This is a genomic window from Acinetobacter sp. ANC 4178, from assembly GCF_004331175.1.
GTDB lineage: Bacteria > Pseudomonadota > Gammaproteobacteria > Pseudomonadales > Moraxellaceae > Acinetobacter.
In genome coordinates this window covers 267,963-285,526 of the sequence record NZ_SJOD01000001.1, presented here as the reverse complement: position 1 = coordinate 285,526, position 17,564 = coordinate 267,963, and the positions used below count along the sequence as shown (strand labels likewise).

Sequence of the window (17,564 nt, the reverse complement as noted above, 5' to 3'; positions counted from 1 at the left end):
TTTTATTAATTTAAAAGGGAGGAAGACTAAGCTTTAATCATCTGTTTAATTTTAGTGATAACAGTCGGGTTACAGGCCAAAATTGCCATTAAAATAATAGAGATTCCTCAAATGCTAAATACATCGGGAATTTCATGCCAGAAAATAAATCCCCAAATGCCAGCAAATACAATCGCAATAGGTTTATGCAACAAAGCCGATTCAGTGTGTGTCGAGTTGTTTTCATGCCATTCAGAAAAAACCAGAAATAACGCTGAGAAAAGCATTGTTCTATGCGTAAAAATTGTGAATACTCATGCCCGAAAAATTCATGCTGTAAGATTATCTTTTGGGGTTAGACAACGACTGTGAATACGTATCCATTTTCATTTTCTCATTTACAAAAAGCATTACTGGCTGTTGGTTCATTTTCATGTCTAGGACTAAGCTCAGGAATGGCTTATGCAGCAGATGAAAATGAGACTGCACAACTTGCAACAATTACAGTAACCGCTGAGCAAGCTCGGGCTGCGTATTACCAGCCTCAGGTGAATTTGACGGGGTTTACACAACAAACTCAGGCAGAAATACCTGCCTCACTGATGACAGTTACAGCACAACTTATTGCGGATCAACATGCCAAGACACTGACGGATGTCGTTAAAAATGATGCAGCCGTAGGGGATGGCTACGCGCCAATTGGTTACTATTCGAATTTTATGATGCGCGGCTTTATGCTCAATGCAGGATCAAGCTATTTACTGAATGGTAATTTACTGCGTGGCCAACAAAATGTAGCCCTCGAAAATAAAGCACAAGTTGAGATTTTAAAGGGCATTAGCGCGATTCAAAGTGGTATGTCTACGCCTGGTGGTGTGATCAACTATGTGACTAAACGACCTGAAAATGTTCACTCTTTAACGGTTGAAGGGGATAGTCATGGGGGCAATCGTGTCGCAACAGATCTAGGTGGCTTATTTGGCGAGAAGCAGCAGTTTGGCTATCGAATTAATCTTGCAAAAGAAGAAATCCACCCTTATGTGGATCATGCCGATGGTCAGCGTGTATTTGGTTCTTTGGCTTTAGACTGGAAAGTATCAGATCGTTCAAAATTGGAATTTGATCTTGAATCACAACGTCAGCGCCAACGTTCAGTACCGGGCTATCAGTTACTGGATGGTACAACCGTACCGACAGGAGTGGAATGGGATCGTTTACTGGGTTATCAAAGCTGGGGTAAACCCGTTACCAATGAAAGTTTGAATGCTGGCTTAAAATATACCTACCAATTTAATGACAATTGGACGGCGAATTTAGCAGCTTCACAAAGTCGTGTGGTGGTGGATGATTACTCGGCATTTCCGTATGGCTGCGCTTACAGTACGGTGTGTCAGTATACAGGTTTAGGCAATACCTTTGACCAAAATGGTAATTACGATATTTATGAGTTCCGTAGTCCAAATGACAGTTACCTGACCAATCAGTTTAAAACAGGTCTAAACGGGAAGTTCAATACGGGCACATGGCAGCATAACCTAAGTTTAGAGTTATCACAGACCTATAAGCGTCATGCTCAGTATGATGCGGTCAATGTGCAGGTGGGTTCAGGAAATATTTATACTGATAGTGAAACCTATAGCCCTTCAAATGTTGCTTTGGGTAATCACTATAAATCGCTTGATAGCCAGCAAACAGCCTTAAACGTATTGGATCAGATTAAGTTGAATACAGCGTGGTCTGTTCTACTGGGCGGTAAGCTGTTGCATTTAGATGAAAATGCTTATGCCGCAGATGGCAGTAATATGCGAGAAACCAATTTAGATCGTTTCTTGCCACAGTTAGCCGTGATGTATCAACCGTGGGAACGTACTCATGTTTATGCGTCTTATGCCAAAGGCTTAAGTGACGGTGGACAGGCACCGTGGATGGCGTTTGGTAACCCTGATAAAGGCATCGAAGGCAATGCTTATGCGACTTTAGCGCCTGTGCATTCAACTCAATATGAACTGGGAATCAAGCAACAGTGGCAGGCATTTTTATTCACCGCAGCCTTGTTTGATCTTAAGCAGGATAATCAATATACCAATTTAGATAATGTGTATGTCACAGATGGTGAACAGCATAATCTGGGTCTAGAACTGGGTGTGCAAGGTCGCTTAAGCCAAAACCTTGAGATTTCATCGACTATGGCTTTTATTCATTCACAACTTAAAGGCATTGATGTGGCTGAATATAGCGGACATCAAATGCAAAATGTGCCGAAATTACGCTTTGCCAGTCATATTTCATACGCTATGCCACAAGTAGATGGATTAAGATTATTGGCAGGTATGCAATACAGTAGCGATAAATATGCCAACAAAACAGGTACGGTTAAAGTTCCAAGTTTTACTGTGTTTGATATTGGTTCGGCTTATAACTTCCGTGCTTATGGTTATGACAATACGCTACGTTTGAACATTGATAACGTGTTTAACAAGAAATATTGGCGTGACGCAGGGAGTTTCTTCGGGGATGATTATTTATTCTTAGGTGCACCACGTTCAGCTCAATTTTCATGGACAGTGAATTTCTAGTCATACATTTTAAAAGCTGAAGAAGTTGCTTGAGGGACATTGATCGGATGATGAATGTCCCTTATTTATTTTAAGGTTGAAGCACACGTTTATAAGCCTATTTACTTTGTTTTAGTTCTATAAATTTTGAACAGCCATAGCGAAACTTTAAAGCGAATCTGGTTTACTGGTATGGATGGGAGTTGTAAAAGAAGGTTCTTTTACGTTTTCCCCACCAAATTCTGCCGACCTAGAATTATGGGTGGACTTATAGATAACTTGACTATATCTGTATATATCTTTTGAAGGGTACAAGGTAAACTGCGAAGAATTAAGTTAATCTGCATTGAGTAATCACATGGCAATAAAAAAAGAGCCTAAACAAGACCTAAATTTAACCATTGATGCAGATAGTCCAATCCCGATTTATATGCGAGTGAAGCAATTAATTACCACCAAAATTAATCAAGGGTTATGGTCGACCAATCAAAAAATTCCGTCTGAAAGTGAATTGGTCAACCAGTTGGGTTGTAGTCGTATGACAATTAATCGTGCACTACGCGAGTTAACGGCAGAAGGTGTATTGGTTCGAGTTCAAGGGGTTGGTTCTTTTGTTGCAGAAGAGCAAGGGCAAACGTCATTGTTTCAAATCAATAATATTGCAGATGAAATTCAAGCCAGAAAGCATGAGCATCGTGCTGAAGTCATTGTTCTGGATAGTGTTCATGCGAATGCTTTGCAAAGTCTGCAAATGCAAGTGCAGGAAGGTCAGCTACTTTATCATTCCATTATTATTCATTATGAAAATGATATTCCTGTGCAAATTGAAGATCGATTGGTTAACTCGTACTTAGTGCCAAATTATTTAAAACAAGATTTTTCTACAATGACCCCCAATGCTTACTTAATGCAAAATTCTCCAATGACTGAGGGGGAGCATATTGTAAAAGCGGTTTTGGCATCTGCTCAAGAATGTAAATGGCTCAAAATCAACAAGGCAGAACCATGTTTATTTATTCAGCGCAGAACATGGTCCAATAAAAACCTGATTTCTAGTGCACGTTTAATTTATCCGGGCAATCGCTATCATTTGGAAGGTAAGTTTAATCCGTAAAACAATCGATGGATGAAAATAGGTATATATAAAGTTGCTTATATCTCAGTACGCAGCGTTGTCTAGACAAATAAAAATTCAAATTTGAAGAAATGAATCATTTAATTTTGAAGATTCGAATAGCGTCACCTGTAACTTTTTGCTCTGGTTTGTTCATCATGCAAGATGATTTCACAGCATAAAGCTATACAAGTTTTAAGCTAGAAATTTAGGAATTCAAATCTATTACCAAAATGCATAAGTTGTCTTATGCATTTTTTTTTGTATGAAAATTAAGGGTTTGATGGAAATTTTAAAAAAATATTGTATTAATAAAAAAATATATAGTATATATATGTATATACAAGTATGAACATGTAGTTCCCATAAGAAGTTTCTTGTGGACATTATTTTTAAAAAAGGAAAGGAGTCTGTTTGTGAAAGCAAATAATCCACGTTATCGTGACATTGAAATTCGTGCGCCTAGAGGGACAACTTTAAATACAAAAAGCTGGTTAACAGAAGCGCCGTTGCGCATGTTAATGAATAACCTTGACCCTGATGTGGCCGAAAACCCGAAAGAGTTGGTTGTATACGGTGGTATTGGCCGTGCAGCGCGTGACTGGGAATGCTTTGATAAAATTGTAGAAACATTAAAAAAACTTGAAGAAGATGAAACACTTTTGGTGCAATCAGGCAAGCCAGTTGGCGTGTTTAAAACCCATAAAGATGCACCGCGTGTTTTAATTGCCAATTCAAACTTGGTGCCACACTGGGCAAATTGGGAACACTTCAATGAGCTAGATGCCAAAGGTTTGGCAATGTATGGTCAGATGACCGCAGGTTCTTGGATCTACATTGGTAGCCAAGGGATTGTACAAGGGACTTACGAAACTTTTGTAGAAGCGGGTCGTCAACACTACAACGGTAATTTAACAGGGCGTTGGGTATTAACCGCTGGTTTAGGTGGAATGGGGGGCGCTCAACCTCTTGCAGCAACACTTGCAGGTGCATGTTCACTCAATATTGAATGTCAACAAGCCAGTATCGACTTCCGTTTACGTACCCGTTATGTGGATGAGCAAGCGACAGACTTGGATGATGCTTTAGCGCGTATCGAGAAATACACCAAAGAAGGCAAAGCAATTTCAATTGCACTTCATGGTAACGCCGCTGAAATTTTACCAGAGCTTGTTCGCCGTGGTGTACATCCTGATATGGTAACTGATCAGACTAGCGCACATGATCCACTCAATGGCTATCTACCAATTGGCTGGACTTGGGAAGAATATCGTCAACGTGCGAAAACAGAACCAGAAGCTGTTGTAAAAGCGGCTAAACAGTCAATGGCAAAGCACGTACAAGCCATGCTTGACTTCCAAAAAATAGGTGTTCCAACGTTTGACTATGGCAACAACATTCGTCAAATGGCGCAAGATGAAGGCGTAGCAAACGCGTTTGATTTCCCTGGTTTTGTGCCTGCATATATCCGCCCATTGTTCTGTCGTGGTATTGGCCCATTCCGCTGGGTAGCACTTTCAGGTGATCCAGAAGATATTTATAAAACTGATGCCAAAGTTAAAGAACTCATTCCAGACGATGAGCACCTACACCGTTGGTTAGATATGGCGCGTGAACGCATTAGCTTCCAAGGTTTGCCAGCGCGTATTTGTTGGGTAGGTTTAGGCTTACGTGCAAAACTAGGTCTAGCATTCAATGAAATGGTTCGCACAGGTGAATTATCAGCACCGATTGTGATTGGTCGTGACCATTTAGACTCTGGTTCGGTATCAAGTCCTAACCGTGAAACTGAAGCAATGCAAGATGGATCAGATGCAGTATCAGACTGGCCTTTATTAAATGCGTTGCTCAATACAGCAGGCGGTGCAACTTGGGTGTCTTTACACCACGGTGGCGGTGTAGGTATGGGCTTCTCTCAACACTCAGGCGTTGTGATTGTGTGTGATGGTACAGATGAAGCAGCCGCACGTATTGCTCGCGTACTGACCAATGACCCTGCAACCGGTGTAATGCGCCATGCCGATGCGGGTTATGACATTGCTATTGATTGTGCCAAAGAGCAGGGCCTAAATCTGCCAATGATTACTCAATAAAAATACATGGAAGAACTGGCGGTGCTTTTTGCAATTGTGAAAAGCACTGTCTCAGCAGAATATAGTGCAAAAAATTAGGAAGCCAACATGGAATTACTGATCCAACCAGGAAAATTAACCTTAGCTGATTTACGTCAAGCGTACCTCAACCCGATTCAAGTTAAATTGGATGAAAGCGCTTCATCTGCCATTAATGCAAGTGTGGCTTGCGTTGAGAAAATTGTAAATGAAGGACGTACCGCTTACGGCATTAACACAGGTTTTGGTTTACTTGCTTCAACCAAGATTGCTCCTGAAGATTTAGAACAACTCCAGCGTTCATTGGTTCTTTCGCATGCCGCAGGTGTCGGTGAGCCACTGGATGATGCCATGGTGCGTTTAATTATGCTATTGAAAGCCAATAGTTTAGCACGTGGTTTTTCAGGTATTCGCCGTAAAGTCATTGATGCTTTGTTGGCTTTAATTAATGCTGAAGTTTATCCACACATTCCTCTTAAAGGTTCAGTAGGGGCTTCAGGTGACTTGGCACCATTGGCACATATGTCTTTGATTTTACTTGGTGAGAGTAAGGCGCGTTATAAAGGTGAATGGTTACCTGCCGTTGAAGCTTTAAAAATTGCAGGCTTAGAGCCAATTTCTTTGGCCGCTAAAGAAGGCTTGGCGCTTTTAAATGGCACACAAGTTTCGACGGCTTATGCTTTACGCGGCTTGTTTGAAGCTGAAGATTTATTTGCTGCTGCGACAGTTTGTGGTGGCTTAAGTGTTGAAGCAATGCTGGGTTCACGCTCACCGTTTGATGCTCGTATTCATGAAGTACGTGGCCAACGTGGTCAAATTGATGTAGCGGCGGCTTATCGTGACCTCTTAACAGAATCAAGTGAAATTGCACATTCACACGAAGACTGTAGCAAAGTTCAAGATCCGTATTCTTTACGTTGCCAACCACAGGTGATGGGTGCATGTCTAACTCAAATCCGTCAGGCTGCTGAAGTTTTAGAAATTGAAGCAAATGCGGTATCTGATAACCCACTTGTTTTTGCAGAACAAGGTGATGTGATTTCTGGTGGTAACTTCCACGCAGAACCTGTAGCCATGGCGGCCGATAATTTAGCATTGGCAATCGCAGAAATTGGTTCACTTTCAGAACGTCGAATTTCGATGATGATGGACCGCCACATGTCACAACTGCCACCGTTCTTGGTCGCCAATGGTGGGGTTAACTCAGGGTTCATGATTGCTCAAGTGACAGCAGCAGCTTTAGCCAGTGATAACAAAGCGCTTGCACATCCAGCCAGTGTTGATAGTTTGCCAACTTCAGCGAATCAAGAAGACCACGTATCAATGGCGCCGAATGCAGGAAAACGACTGTGGTACATGGCTGATAACGTTCGTGGCATTCTAGCTGTCGAATGGTTAGGCGCTTGTCAGGGGTTAGACTTCCGAGAAGGCTTAAAAAGCTCGCCTAAATTGGAACAAGCCCGTAGAATCTTGCGCGACCAAGTTCCGTACTACAGTGAAGACCGTTTCTTTGCCCCTGATATTGAGCAGGCAAGTGAATTGCTGGCAAGCGGTTGTTTAAATGAATTGCTGCTTTCTCGTTTATTGCCAAGTTTATAAATATGTGATGGATAAAAAAACGGCCACATGGAGTGGTCGTACCTAACTCAATTTCCTCAAGGATTGGAGATTAATATGTCACAACAGGCTTCACTTCAACGGGGGCTAAATACCCGTCATATTCGATTTTTAGCTTTAGGTTCAGCCATTGGAACAGGACTGTTTTATGGCTCGGCAACTGCCATAAAATTGGCAGGGCCCTCTGTTTTATTGGCATATATTGTATGTGGCATTGCCATTTATATTGTCATGCGTGCATTGGGTGAGATGGCGGTTAAAAATCCAGTTTCAGGCTCATTTAGTGAATATGCAACACAATATATTGGTCCATTGGCGGGTTTTACTACGGGATGGACCTATGTATTTGAAATGATCATTGTTGCTTTGGCCGATATTACTGCTTTTGGTATTTATATGGGCTTTTGGTATCCCGATGTACCGCGTTGGATCTGGATTCTTTCACTGATTATGTTCTTGGGCGGTATAAACCTGATCCATGTCAAAGTATTTGGAGAGTTAGAGTTCTGGCTGTCCATTGTCAAGGTGACTGCAATTGTCGCTATGATTTTAGGTGGCTTCGGATTAATGTTCTATGGCTTTCATGCAGACCATAGTAGCTTTGTACCGGGTATTCAGAACTTATGGATTCATGAAGGTTTCATGCCGAATGGAATCACGGGCTTAGTGGCTTGTTTGTCTGTGGTGGTTTTTGCTTTTGGTGGCATTGAAATTATTGGTTTAACCGCAGGGGAATCACAAGATCCTAAAAAGACCATTCCTCGTGCAATTAATGCAGTACCTGTTCGTATTTTATTATTCTATGTGTTGACCATCTTTGTATTAATGTCGATTTTCCCATGGAACCAAATTGGTAGTCAGGGCAGTCCATTTGTACAAATTTTTGAAAATCTAGGCATCGGTTCAGCAGCAACCATTTTGAATATCGTGGTCATTACCGCGGCAGTCTCAGCAATTAACAGTGATGTATTTGGTGCAGGACGTATGCTATTTGGTATGGCCAATCATGGTCAAGCACCTAAAGTATTCCAAAAATTATCACGTAATGGTGTGCCATGGATGACGGTTGTGGTCATGGCAGGCGTACTGCTAGTCGGTGTTGTTCTGAACTATCTCATTCCTGAAAATATTTTCATGATCATTGCCTCAATTGCGACTTTTGCTACAGTTTGGGTCTGGTTGATGATTTTACTTTCTCAGGTGGCTATGCGCCGTAAGTTATCTACTGCTGAAATTAAAGCCCTTGATTTTCCAATCATTGGGTGGCCGTATGCACCCGCATTCGCGATCGTTTTCTTACTGTTTATTTTGGCAATGATTGGTTATTTCCCAGACTCACGCCCAGCCATATATGTCGGTGCAGGTTGGTTAGCACTGCTTTGGATTGCCTTTAATATTTGGGTAAAGCCGAAGCAAAATACAGTAAAAGTTGAATCAGAGCTTCCCGATAATCTTAAATTAGAGCGTTAAATATTGATTGCTCAAATATAAATGGGTATTTGAGCAATCTTAGGAATGAGTCATGAAGAAACTTTGGCACAACTGTCACGTTGCAACAATGCAGGATGGAAAATATTCCATCATCGAAAATGCCGCTATTGTCACTTTAGAGAATAATATTTGCTGGATTGGGCCAGAACAAGACTTAGCACATGATGACTATGATGAAACCAATGATTTAAATAAAGCTTGGGTCACACCGAGTTTTATTGATTGTCACACCCATAGTGTTTTTGGGGGCAATCGGAGTATTGAATTTGAAAAAAGACTGCAAGGTGTAAGCTATGCCGAAATTGCGGCTCAGGGTGGTGGAATCGCAAGCACAGTTCGAGCAACGCGTGCGGCAAGTGAGGAAGAACTCTTAAACAGTGCCTTAAAGCGAGTCACAAGTTTACTTCAAGATGGAGTCACTACCATCGAAATTAAGTCGGGTTATGGGCTTGATTATGAAAATGAACGAAAAATGTTGCGCGTTATTCGTCAAATATCCCAACATTTACCTATGACGGTAAAAAGTACCTGTTTAGCTGCACATGCTTTACCGCCAGAGTACAAAGATCGAAGCGATGCTTATATCGAGCATATTTGTACGGAAATGCTACCTAAACTGCATGCTGAGAGTTTAGTCGATGCAGTTGATGCCTTTTGTGAATATTTGGCATTTACTCCCGAACAAGTGGAGCGGGTCTTTAAGGCAGCTCAAAATTTAGGAATTCCAGTCAAAATTCATGCGGAACAATTATCAGCTTTAGCCGGTTCGAGTTTAGCAGCCCGATATCAAGCCTTGTCTGCAGATCATTTGGAATATATTACTGAAGATGATGTGAAAGCCATGGCGGCATCGGGCACCGTTGCAGTGCTTTTACCAGGTGCATTTTATTTTTTAAGAGAAACGAAATATCCACTCATTGATGCGCTAAAGCAACATCAAGTCCCGATTGCAATCTCGACGGATTTGAATCCAGGGACATCTCCAAGTTTGTCTTTACGCTTAATGTTGAACATGGCCAGTACCATTTTCCGCTTAACGCCTGAAGAAGCACTGGCAGGTGCCACACTTCATGCAGCGAAGGCATTAGGTTTACAGCAAACACATGGCAGTTTAGCGATTGGTAAAGTTGCGGACTTTATTGCTTGGGAAATTGAGCATCCATCTGAAATTACCTATTGGTTAGGTGGCGATTTAACGAAACGAATCATTTATCAGGCGCAGGAATTGAAATTCTAAGCAGAGCTTAATCGAACTTTAGAGCGCGATTGAGCGTTAGTTTCTGGCGTGGTTTATTAATTTTATTGAGATAAGTAAATGAGCAATATATTCCAATGGACGGGTCGACATGATGGTGATGAAATTCATCATCAACGTATTTTCCACATTATGAATCAGTCAGTGAGTCCAGAGTATGTATTGATTGGTTTTTGTTCGGATGAAGGCGTGCGGCGCAATAAAGGTAGAATAGGTGCTGCTGAAGCCCCGAATGCGATTCGTAAGCAACTCGCCAATTTACCTGTGCATCAGCCGATGAGCATTGCCGATCGTGGTGATGTGATTTGCGAAAATGGGTTATTAGAACAGGCACAACAAATGCTTGCAGACCAAGTCGCTGAGTCACTCGCGCAAGGTGAAAAACCGATTGTTTTGGGCGGTGGGCATGAGGTTGCTTATGGCAGCTTTAGTGGGTTGTTTCAGTATTTGCAAACACATGAGCCAGAGAAGAATATTGGCATTATTAACTTTGACGCGCATTTTGATTTAAGAGAAGCCGAACGAGCCTCTTCTGGAACGCCATTTTTACAAGCTGCAAAAACTTCAATTGAGCATAACAAGCCATTTCACTATTTATGTATTGGTGTAGCCAAACATTCAAATACTCAGGTTTTATTTGAAACCGCCGAGCAATTAAATTGTGAATATATTTATGATCGTGAGGTACAGGTCGCTCAGCTTGACAGTCTTGTGCAAAAAGTTCAAAGATTTATCGATCAAGTCGATTATCTGTATGTCACTATTGATATCGATGTTTTTGCTTCAAGTATTGCCCCAGGGGTGAGTGCACCAGCAGTCAAAGGAATTGATTTAGCTGTATTTGATCCATTAATTCAAATGATTAAAAACACGGGTAAAATTCGAGTATTTGATGTGGCTGAATGTAACCCCAAATTTGATATTGATCATAAAACAGCGAAGTTGGCTGCGTATATTGTTTATCAATATTTGTTTAATCAATAAGTTAAAGATATATTTTTAAGTCAGGTCTTCAGTTAAGGCCTGATTTAAAAGGCTATAAAAAATATAATATAATAATGAAAAATAGAGTTTCTTTTAGAATTTTAAATTGGAAAAATAATGAATCAGAAGAATAACCCGATTGGAATGATTGATTCTGGTTTAGGCGGGCTGTCTCTATTTAAACACATTCGGCAGGCCCTTCCGAATGAAGATATTATTTACTTTGCAGACTCAAAATATGTTCCTTATGGCGACAAAGATAGCGACTGGATTGTTTCAAGAACTACTCATTTAATCTCAAATCTTATAAATGACGGGAAGTGCAAAGCGATTGTTGTCGCTTGTAATACCATGACGGCTGTAGCGATTGAAACAATCAGAGCGCAAATGAATGTGCCGCTTATTGCAATAGAACCAGCGGTAAAACCCGCAGTAGCAATGACACAAAGCAAGCATATTGCTGTCTTGGCAACTGCAACGACGGTGAAGGGAAAAAACTTAAAAAGTTTAATTGAAACGTATGCGCAAGATATTAAAGTGTCTTTAGTGCCGTGTATTGGTTTGGCCGAAAAAATCGAAACAGGGAAAGCACATACAGCGGAAGTTAAAGATTATTTAAAAAATATTTTGGCGCCACTAGTCAAGCAAAAAGTCGATACGATTATTTTAGGTTGCACACACTATCCATTTGTCTCAGATACTATTCAGGATATTGTCGGTCGTGATATTCAAATTATTGAGCCTTCAGAAGCTGTTACAGCACAACTAATTCGGCAGCTCAATCAATATCATTTAAGTTCTTAACGTACTAATGAGGGGAATCATATTATCTGGACCAGTTCAGACCCGTTGGAAGTCGCTGATGTTACTTTTTCTTTGTTAGGTAGGCATTTACCCGTAGAAACTACAGGTTTTTAAAGTTAAGAAAAACCTCTAAGCCCATAAAAATGAGCCTGCTCATAAGGGATATAGATTTTTTGATTTCGTAAATTTTTGACTGATGTAATTGGCTAAAGCAGTCAATAAATTTAGTTTGATTTTAAAAAAGCCCGAAATCATTTCGAGCTTTTTATTTAATTTTATGCAGTCATAAGCCTAAAATGAGTATCTTTAAACAAATAAAATAAAGGTTAAATAAATTTTAATATTTTGTTTTATATGGTTATTTAAAAAATTTACGCAACATTTACGTTACTTCATGGCATGCCTCATTTATCTTGAGTCCATTCAAATTAAATAAGGTTATAGATGATGAGTAGCTTACTCACGATACAAGATAAACAACACAGTTCGAGAATAAACATCCCCCTTGATACCTCTACTTTGGATTTAGATGAACTATTATTTTTAGATGAAGTAGAGAACTATTTCACTCGATATCCCAATACCAAACATATTGATATTTGCTTATATGATATTAACGGGCATGTGCGCGGTAAACGAATTGATGTAAGTAGTCTTAGAAAACTGAGTAAAGGATGTTATTTTCCGCTCTCAATTTATGCGATGAGCCTAGATGGGGAGGTGATAGAAGAAACAGGATTGGGAAAACATATTGGAGAGCCAGATTATTTTTGCAAACCAGTATTAGGAAGTTTACAGCCTTGTCCGTTAGAGCCTGAATTGAATGCTCAATTATTATTAAGTATGAAAGAAGGGAACGCTGATTGCGAATATGAACCACGAAATATTTTAAAGAACATATTGGCACAACTCGAAAAGCAGCATTTATATCCATGTATGGCTGCGGAATTAGAGTTTTACCTGTCCGATCTGAATGTAAATGCAGGGACTATGGTATCTAGTCAATGTTTTGATGTTCAGGCGCCAAATAGCTATCAACAAGTTCTAGATGAAGTTGAATATATTGCTGCTTTGCAGGGCATAAACATTACGGGCATTGTGGCTGAATCATCCGCTGGGCAATATGAAATTAATATTCAGCATATGGACGATATTCTTAAATTATGCGACCAAATTATGCTTTTAAAGCGCACGATCAAACAAGTAGCTTTAAAACATGGATTAAGTACCAGCTTTTTAGCAAAACCTGATCTTTATAAAGCAGGGAGTGGTATGCACTTTCATATGAGTCTTTTAGATCGAGCCAAACGGAATGTGTTTCGTATGCAGCCAAATGAATCGGTATCGGCTGAATTATTAAAAGTGATTAGCGGGCTGATTCTACTTTTACCGCCAAGCATGGCGATACTTGCACCCAATATCAATTCTTTTCGACGCTTCCAGAAAGGCAACCATGTGCCTTTAGAAGCAAATTGGGGGCTGAATAACCGCAATGTCGCAATTCGGATTCCATGTTCAGATGCTGAAAATAGCCGATTAGAATATCGTGTGGCAGGTGCAGACTGTAATCCATATTTGACCACAGCCGTGATTTTGATTGGAACATTACATGGCTTGACCCATCCTTTAGTGGTTCCTACAGCAACGAACCAAATGAGTGATCCTACTGAACGTGTCTTTTTAGCGACAAATCAGTTGGATGCTTTAGCACTGTTTAAAGAAAACCATATTTTACAGAGCTATTTGGGTAAGCGTTTTATGGAGCTTTGGTGTGCTGTCAAACATGCAGAACATCAGCATGTGTATAGTCAAATTACTTCCATAGAACAAATGTGGAATATTTAAAGCTGCCTTATAGCCACATGAATAAAGTTGAATCGTCTGATAGAGAATTGACTCGCATGTTTCTCAACTCTTCTTAAAACATAATTTTCAAAATGTTGATGCGGAATTATGAATGTCTAAATATTGTGCATCCTCTAAGTATAAAAAACGATTGATAGGGTGATAAAAGAACAAGGAATTCCAAAATGAACTGGATAGAACTTTGATTCAACATTAGACATTGTTAAGCAATGAATAGTTTTTAACAGTATTTAGAATTTTATGCAGGGTAATTGATTCAAGTGTTACATCTATGTTAGTTTTCCGCGTTCATCATTTTAGACTGGATTCGGTTGAGAGCATCTTTAGTGCTCGCTTTAATAGCGATGTGGATACAGGTTGCAGTTTTTTTGCAGCCCTTATTACCTGAGAAACTCCAAATTGCTCAGGTCTGTATCACTATTGCTGAATTAGTTGCTCAGACGAAAGAAACTCAACAGACTAGCCATCATGCACATGCTGAATCTATGCATGATATGCAAAACATGCAGCATTCGCCATCTCAGCACCAACATCATTTAGATCATCACTGTATTTTCTGTACGGTGTATGGACATTTAGTTGCTCATTTAAATCTTGGCATCCAAGAAGTCTTTACGCGTATGCAAGTTCGTATGCTTGCATTCCAAAAAGCGTTTAAGCATGTCTTTTTTGTTTTACAGCGGCTATTTCTCACTCCTCAAGGGCGAGCCCCACCTTTATTTGCCTGAATTTCTAACAACTTTAGTTAGAGAACTTTTTAAAGCAAGAAAAGTTCTCATAGAATTTTACGCATTAAAGGAATTGAAATGTCTCAATTCAAGTTAAATCCGTTCCTTAAGGGAAATGGCGGTATGGTTTCGCCACATGTTCAAACACTGATTAACTCTCGAATTTTTAAAGTTTTATGTAGTGTAATACTGGGTGCAATATCAGGCTTAAATGCTCAAAGCAGTCATGCAGCAGAGATTAAAGAAAATACAAAAGCAACCCAGTTGTCGACCATTACTTTGACTGCTGAAAAGCAGGATGAACGACATACCTCATCTCAGGCGATTACCCAGTTTAATCATGACTTATTAGAAGTTCCATTTACGAAGTCCCATGTTTCCAATGAGGACATTCAAAATCATCATGTTCAGCGGATCAGTGATGCCTTGTCATTGGTCAATGGTGTGGTTTATCAAGACAGTTATGGTGGTGGTTTTTGGGATAATTATTCTTTTCGAGGATTTAGCACAGACCCTAATATGGGCACCATCTATATGCGAAATGGTTTAAGTTCAGTGAGTGGTATTCATACACCACGTGACATGGTGAATATCCACGCGATTGATTTCCTGAAAGGCCCTATGGCAGCGATGTATGGGCAAGGAGCAATTGGCGGGATTATGAATATCACCACCAAACAGCCCGAATGGGAATCTATAAATAGCCTAAGTTTAAGTGGCAGTACCCTTGAAGAATATCGTGCTGCATTGGATACCACAGGTGCAATGAATCAGGATGTGGCTTATCGACTGGGTTTGGCTTATGAAAATAATCAGAGCTTTCGAGATCAAGTAGATAATCAACATTATTATATTGCGCCGCAACTGGCTTGGAAGCTTTCAGCGCAAACCCAGTTGAATTTGGATACCGAGTTTGCTCAATCGAAAGGGGTATTTGACCGAGGTATTCCCATGGTTTATGGGCAATTGAAGCTGAACAAAAAAACATTTTTAGGCGAACCCAGCGACGGTGATATTGAAATTCAAGATCAAATGGTTCAACTGCGTGTGAATCATGCATTTAATGAGGATTGGAACAACACCACGGCAATCACCTATAGTCATGGTGAGCGAGCGGGGACGTCGACTGAAATTTCTTCTATCACCGCAGATGGACAGACCGCAAACCGTTTCCGTCGTTCACGTCAATTTGAAACCGAGACGACAAACTTTCAGTCGATTTTGCGGGGTAATTTTAATACAGGGTCAATTCGACATGAGCTGGTCACTAATATAGAAGCGGGTCACTATACGATTGATCAGTTACAACGCCGTAGTGCCGCGGGAGCATCGAGTCAGATTAATCTTGATCATCCTGTCTATGGTCAGAATATTTTGCCTTTAACACGAACCACCAAAAACACCAAAGAAACGCAGGAGATGTTGGGCTTTAATCTGCAAGATCAGATTTTCCTGAATGATCAGTGGAACGTTTTGATTGGGGGACGTGCAAATCGTTTAGAACAGCAAATTGATGACCATCGTAGTGGAAAATCTTCTGAACAGGCATTTACACCTTTTAGTCCACGTGCAGGAATCAATTATCAACCCACTGAGAAACTATCTTTCTATACGAATTGGGGCAAAGCTTTTGAACTAAATACAGGATTAAATAAAAACAATGACTTGTATGATCCTGAGAAAACTGAAAGTTGGGAAGTCGGTGCAAAATATCAATTCCAAGCCAAAAGCTGGTTGGGACTGACTTATTTTGATCTCGATAAACAGCATCTTTTAACTGAAGGGATTAGTGATAGTTATGTTGATAGTGGACGCGTGCAAAGCCACGGGGTTGAATTTGAATTACAACACCAATTGACCGATCAGCTACGTCTCAACGCAAATTATACGTTTACGGATGCATCTATCGTTGAGAGTGAAGTTGAGGCAAAAGGGGCAAGATTAAAGAATATTCCTAAACATACTGCGAACTTAAGTGCGAATTACCAATTCAACCTGGCGGGATATGAGGCAGGTTTGATTGGTCATGTGAATTATTATGGTAAGCGCAGTGCAAACTATATTGATAACGGTACGAGCTTACCTGATTTTATTGTTGTAAATGTAGGGGCGTATGCACAACTTCGTCCTGATTTACGCGTGCAACTTAATATCGATAATCTCTTCGATCAAGATTATTACGTTGCAAGCTATACCAATAATTGGGTTCAACCTGGTGAACCGCTTAAGGCAACCGCTACCCTGAACTGGACATTCTAAATGAAAAAAACATTACTCTGTTCATTCGTTTTTGCCAGTTTATGTTTGGGCTGTAGCCAGTCAAAACAAGCTGAACATTCAACCCGTGAAACTGAAAAATCGATAAAAGCTGTAGATCCTCAAGTGCAACTGTGGGTGGGGCAATACCGTGGGATTACGCCATGTGTGACTTGCCCCACGTTCTGTGATGGCTGTGAAGGATCAACTATTGATTTAAAATTGAATCAGGATCAAAGCTTTGAATTGGTGCGGACAGCCAATAGTGGCAACAAGAAGTCTGAAACTTTTAATGGGAAGTTTGCGTTTAATGATAATGGAAAGCTCCAGATTGAACTTCATGGTGTGAAAGAACGTAACCTCATAGTATGGGGGCAAAATTATGTGGAAGTTATTGACCCAAATTCGGGTCGGCCATTTGATGCATTTGAAGATTTTCAATTAGAGAAACTGAGTTAGCATTTAGCATATTGTCATCAAAATTGTGATGCCAAGCTTGCACGGGTTGAATTGACCCAAGGATAGACTTCTGATGTTTCCCTGAGAATTCAGGGGAATATCACAATGTTTCATCAATACAGGATTCATCTGCACAGTGAATGATATACATATTGTTTAGATGAGTTTTGTTTTGAAAAACTGAGCAATTGAATATAGGGCATATTTAAAATGTACGGGCTTATGGGAAAAATTGCATAAATCTCAAGATAGCATTTCCACTTTGAGCCAGAAATCTGTAAAATCTACGCGCATTCGTTAAGCCGTTTTTTAATCAGCGCCAAGCCTTTGGCTGATTCTTTTTGC

Annotated in this window: 11 protein-coding genes and 2 pseudogenes; 12 read left to right on the top strand and 1 reads right to left on the bottom strand. The window is 40.2% G+C overall.

The genetic code is table 11. From position 1 onward, the window contains the following. Positions 1–26: 26 nt before the first annotated feature. A pseudogene (locus E0H87_RS16140) lies at positions 27–179 on the bottom strand (EamA/RhaT family transporter); the annotation flags it as partial. Between the two features lie 168 nt (positions 180–347). On the opposite strand from E0H87_RS16140, the gene E0H87_RS01275 reads away from it, so the two are divergent. The 12 genes and pseudogenes from E0H87_RS01275 (at position 348) to E0H87_RS01220 (ending at position 17,219) form a co-directional block, all read left to right on the top strand. After that, a complete protein-coding gene (locus E0H87_RS01275) occupies positions 348–2,555 on the top strand; it encodes a TonB-dependent siderophore receptor (protein WP_131321668.1) in 2,208 nt (735 codons plus the stop codon). Between the two features lie 337 nt (positions 2,556–2,892). Next, complete coding sequence (gene hutC, locus E0H87_RS01270) at positions 2,893–3,648, top strand: histidine utilization repressor (RefSeq protein ID WP_131321666.1); 756 nt, start codon at positions 2,893–2,895, stop codon at positions 3,646–3,648. A gap of 416 nt (positions 3,649–4,064) precedes the next feature. Continuing rightward, positions 4,065–5,741 carry a urocanate hydratase gene (gene hutU, locus E0H87_RS01265; protein WP_131321664.1) on the top strand — a complete coding sequence of 559 codons (1,677 nt, stop codon included), beginning with the start codon at positions 4,065–4,067 and terminating at the stop codon, positions 5,739–5,741. 87 nt (positions 5,742–5,828) lie between these two features. Further along, positions 5,829–7,358, top strand: a complete 1,530-nt coding sequence (hutH, locus tag E0H87_RS01260) for a histidine ammonia-lyase (RefSeq protein WP_131321662.1) — start codon at positions 5,829–5,831, stop codon at positions 7,356–7,358. Positions 7,359–7,433: 75 nt separating this feature from the next. Next, entirely contained in the window at positions 7,434–8,846 is a 1,413-nt protein-coding gene (locus E0H87_RS01255) for an amino acid permease (RefSeq protein WP_131321660.1), read from the top strand. A gap of 52 nt (positions 8,847–8,898) precedes the next feature. Beyond that, a complete protein-coding gene (gene hutI / locus E0H87_RS01250; protein ID WP_131321658.1) occupies positions 8,899–10,104 on the top strand; it encodes an imidazolonepropionase in 1,206 nt (401 codons plus the stop codon). A gap of 78 nt (positions 10,105–10,182) precedes the next feature. Continuing rightward, positions 10,183–11,106, top strand: a complete 924-nt coding sequence (gene hutG, locus E0H87_RS01245; protein ID WP_131321656.1) for a formimidoylglutamase — start codon at positions 10,183–10,185, stop codon at positions 11,104–11,106. Positions 11,107–11,223: 117 nt separating this feature from the next. After that, positions 11,224–12,024 (top strand): annotated as a pseudogene (gene murI, locus E0H87_RS01240) (glutamate racemase). Between the two features lie 333 nt (positions 12,025–12,357). Further along, complete coding sequence (locus E0H87_RS01235) at positions 12,358–13,755, top strand: glutamine synthetase family protein (RefSeq protein ID WP_131321654.1); 1,398 nt, start codon at positions 12,358–12,360, stop codon at positions 13,753–13,755. Between the two features lie 347 nt (positions 13,756–14,102). Then, positions 14,103–14,504: a DUF2946 domain-containing protein gene (locus tag E0H87_RS01230; RefSeq protein WP_413773103.1), complete on the top strand. Its 402-nt coding sequence runs from the start codon at positions 14,103–14,105 to the stop codon at positions 14,502–14,504. 78 nt (positions 14,505–14,582) lie between these two features. Next, positions 14,583–16,763, top strand: a complete 2,181-nt coding sequence (locus tag E0H87_RS01225) for a TonB-dependent receptor (RefSeq protein ID WP_131321652.1) — start codon at positions 14,583–14,585, stop codon at positions 16,761–16,763. After that, positions 16,764–17,219: a copper resistance protein NlpE N-terminal domain-containing protein gene (locus E0H87_RS01220; RefSeq protein ID WP_131321650.1), complete on the top strand. Its 456-nt coding sequence runs from the start codon at positions 16,764–16,766 to the stop codon at positions 17,217–17,219. Positions 17,220–17,564 lie beyond the last annotated feature (345 nt).

Coding starts and splice junctions, on each gene's coding strand:
- hutC (WP_131321666.1), top strand. CDS start 2,893: ATGGCAATAAAAAAAGAGCCTAAACAAGACCTAAATTTAACCATTGAT.
- hutH (WP_131321662.1), top strand. CDS start 5,829: ATGGAATTACTGATCCAACCAGGAAAATTAACCTTAGCTGATTTACGT.
- E0H87_RS01255 (WP_131321660.1), top strand. CDS start 7,434: ATGTCACAACAGGCTTCACTTCAACGGGGGCTAAATACCCGTCATATT.
- hutI (WP_131321658.1), top strand. CDS start 8,899: ATGAAGAAACTTTGGCACAACTGTCACGTTGCAACAATGCAGGATGGA.
- hutG (WP_131321656.1), top strand. CDS start 10,183: ATGAGCAATATATTCCAATGGACGGGTCGACATGATGGTGATGAAATT.
- E0H87_RS01235 (WP_131321654.1), top strand. CDS start 12,358: ATGAGTAGCTTACTCACGATACAAGATAAACAACACAGTTCGAGAATA.
- E0H87_RS01225 (WP_131321652.1), top strand. CDS start 14,583: ATGTCTCAATTCAAGTTAAATCCGTTCCTTAAGGGAAATGGCGGTATG.
- E0H87_RS01220 (WP_131321650.1), top strand. CDS start 16,764: ATGAAAAAAACATTACTCTGTTCATTCGTTTTTGCCAGTTTATGTTTG.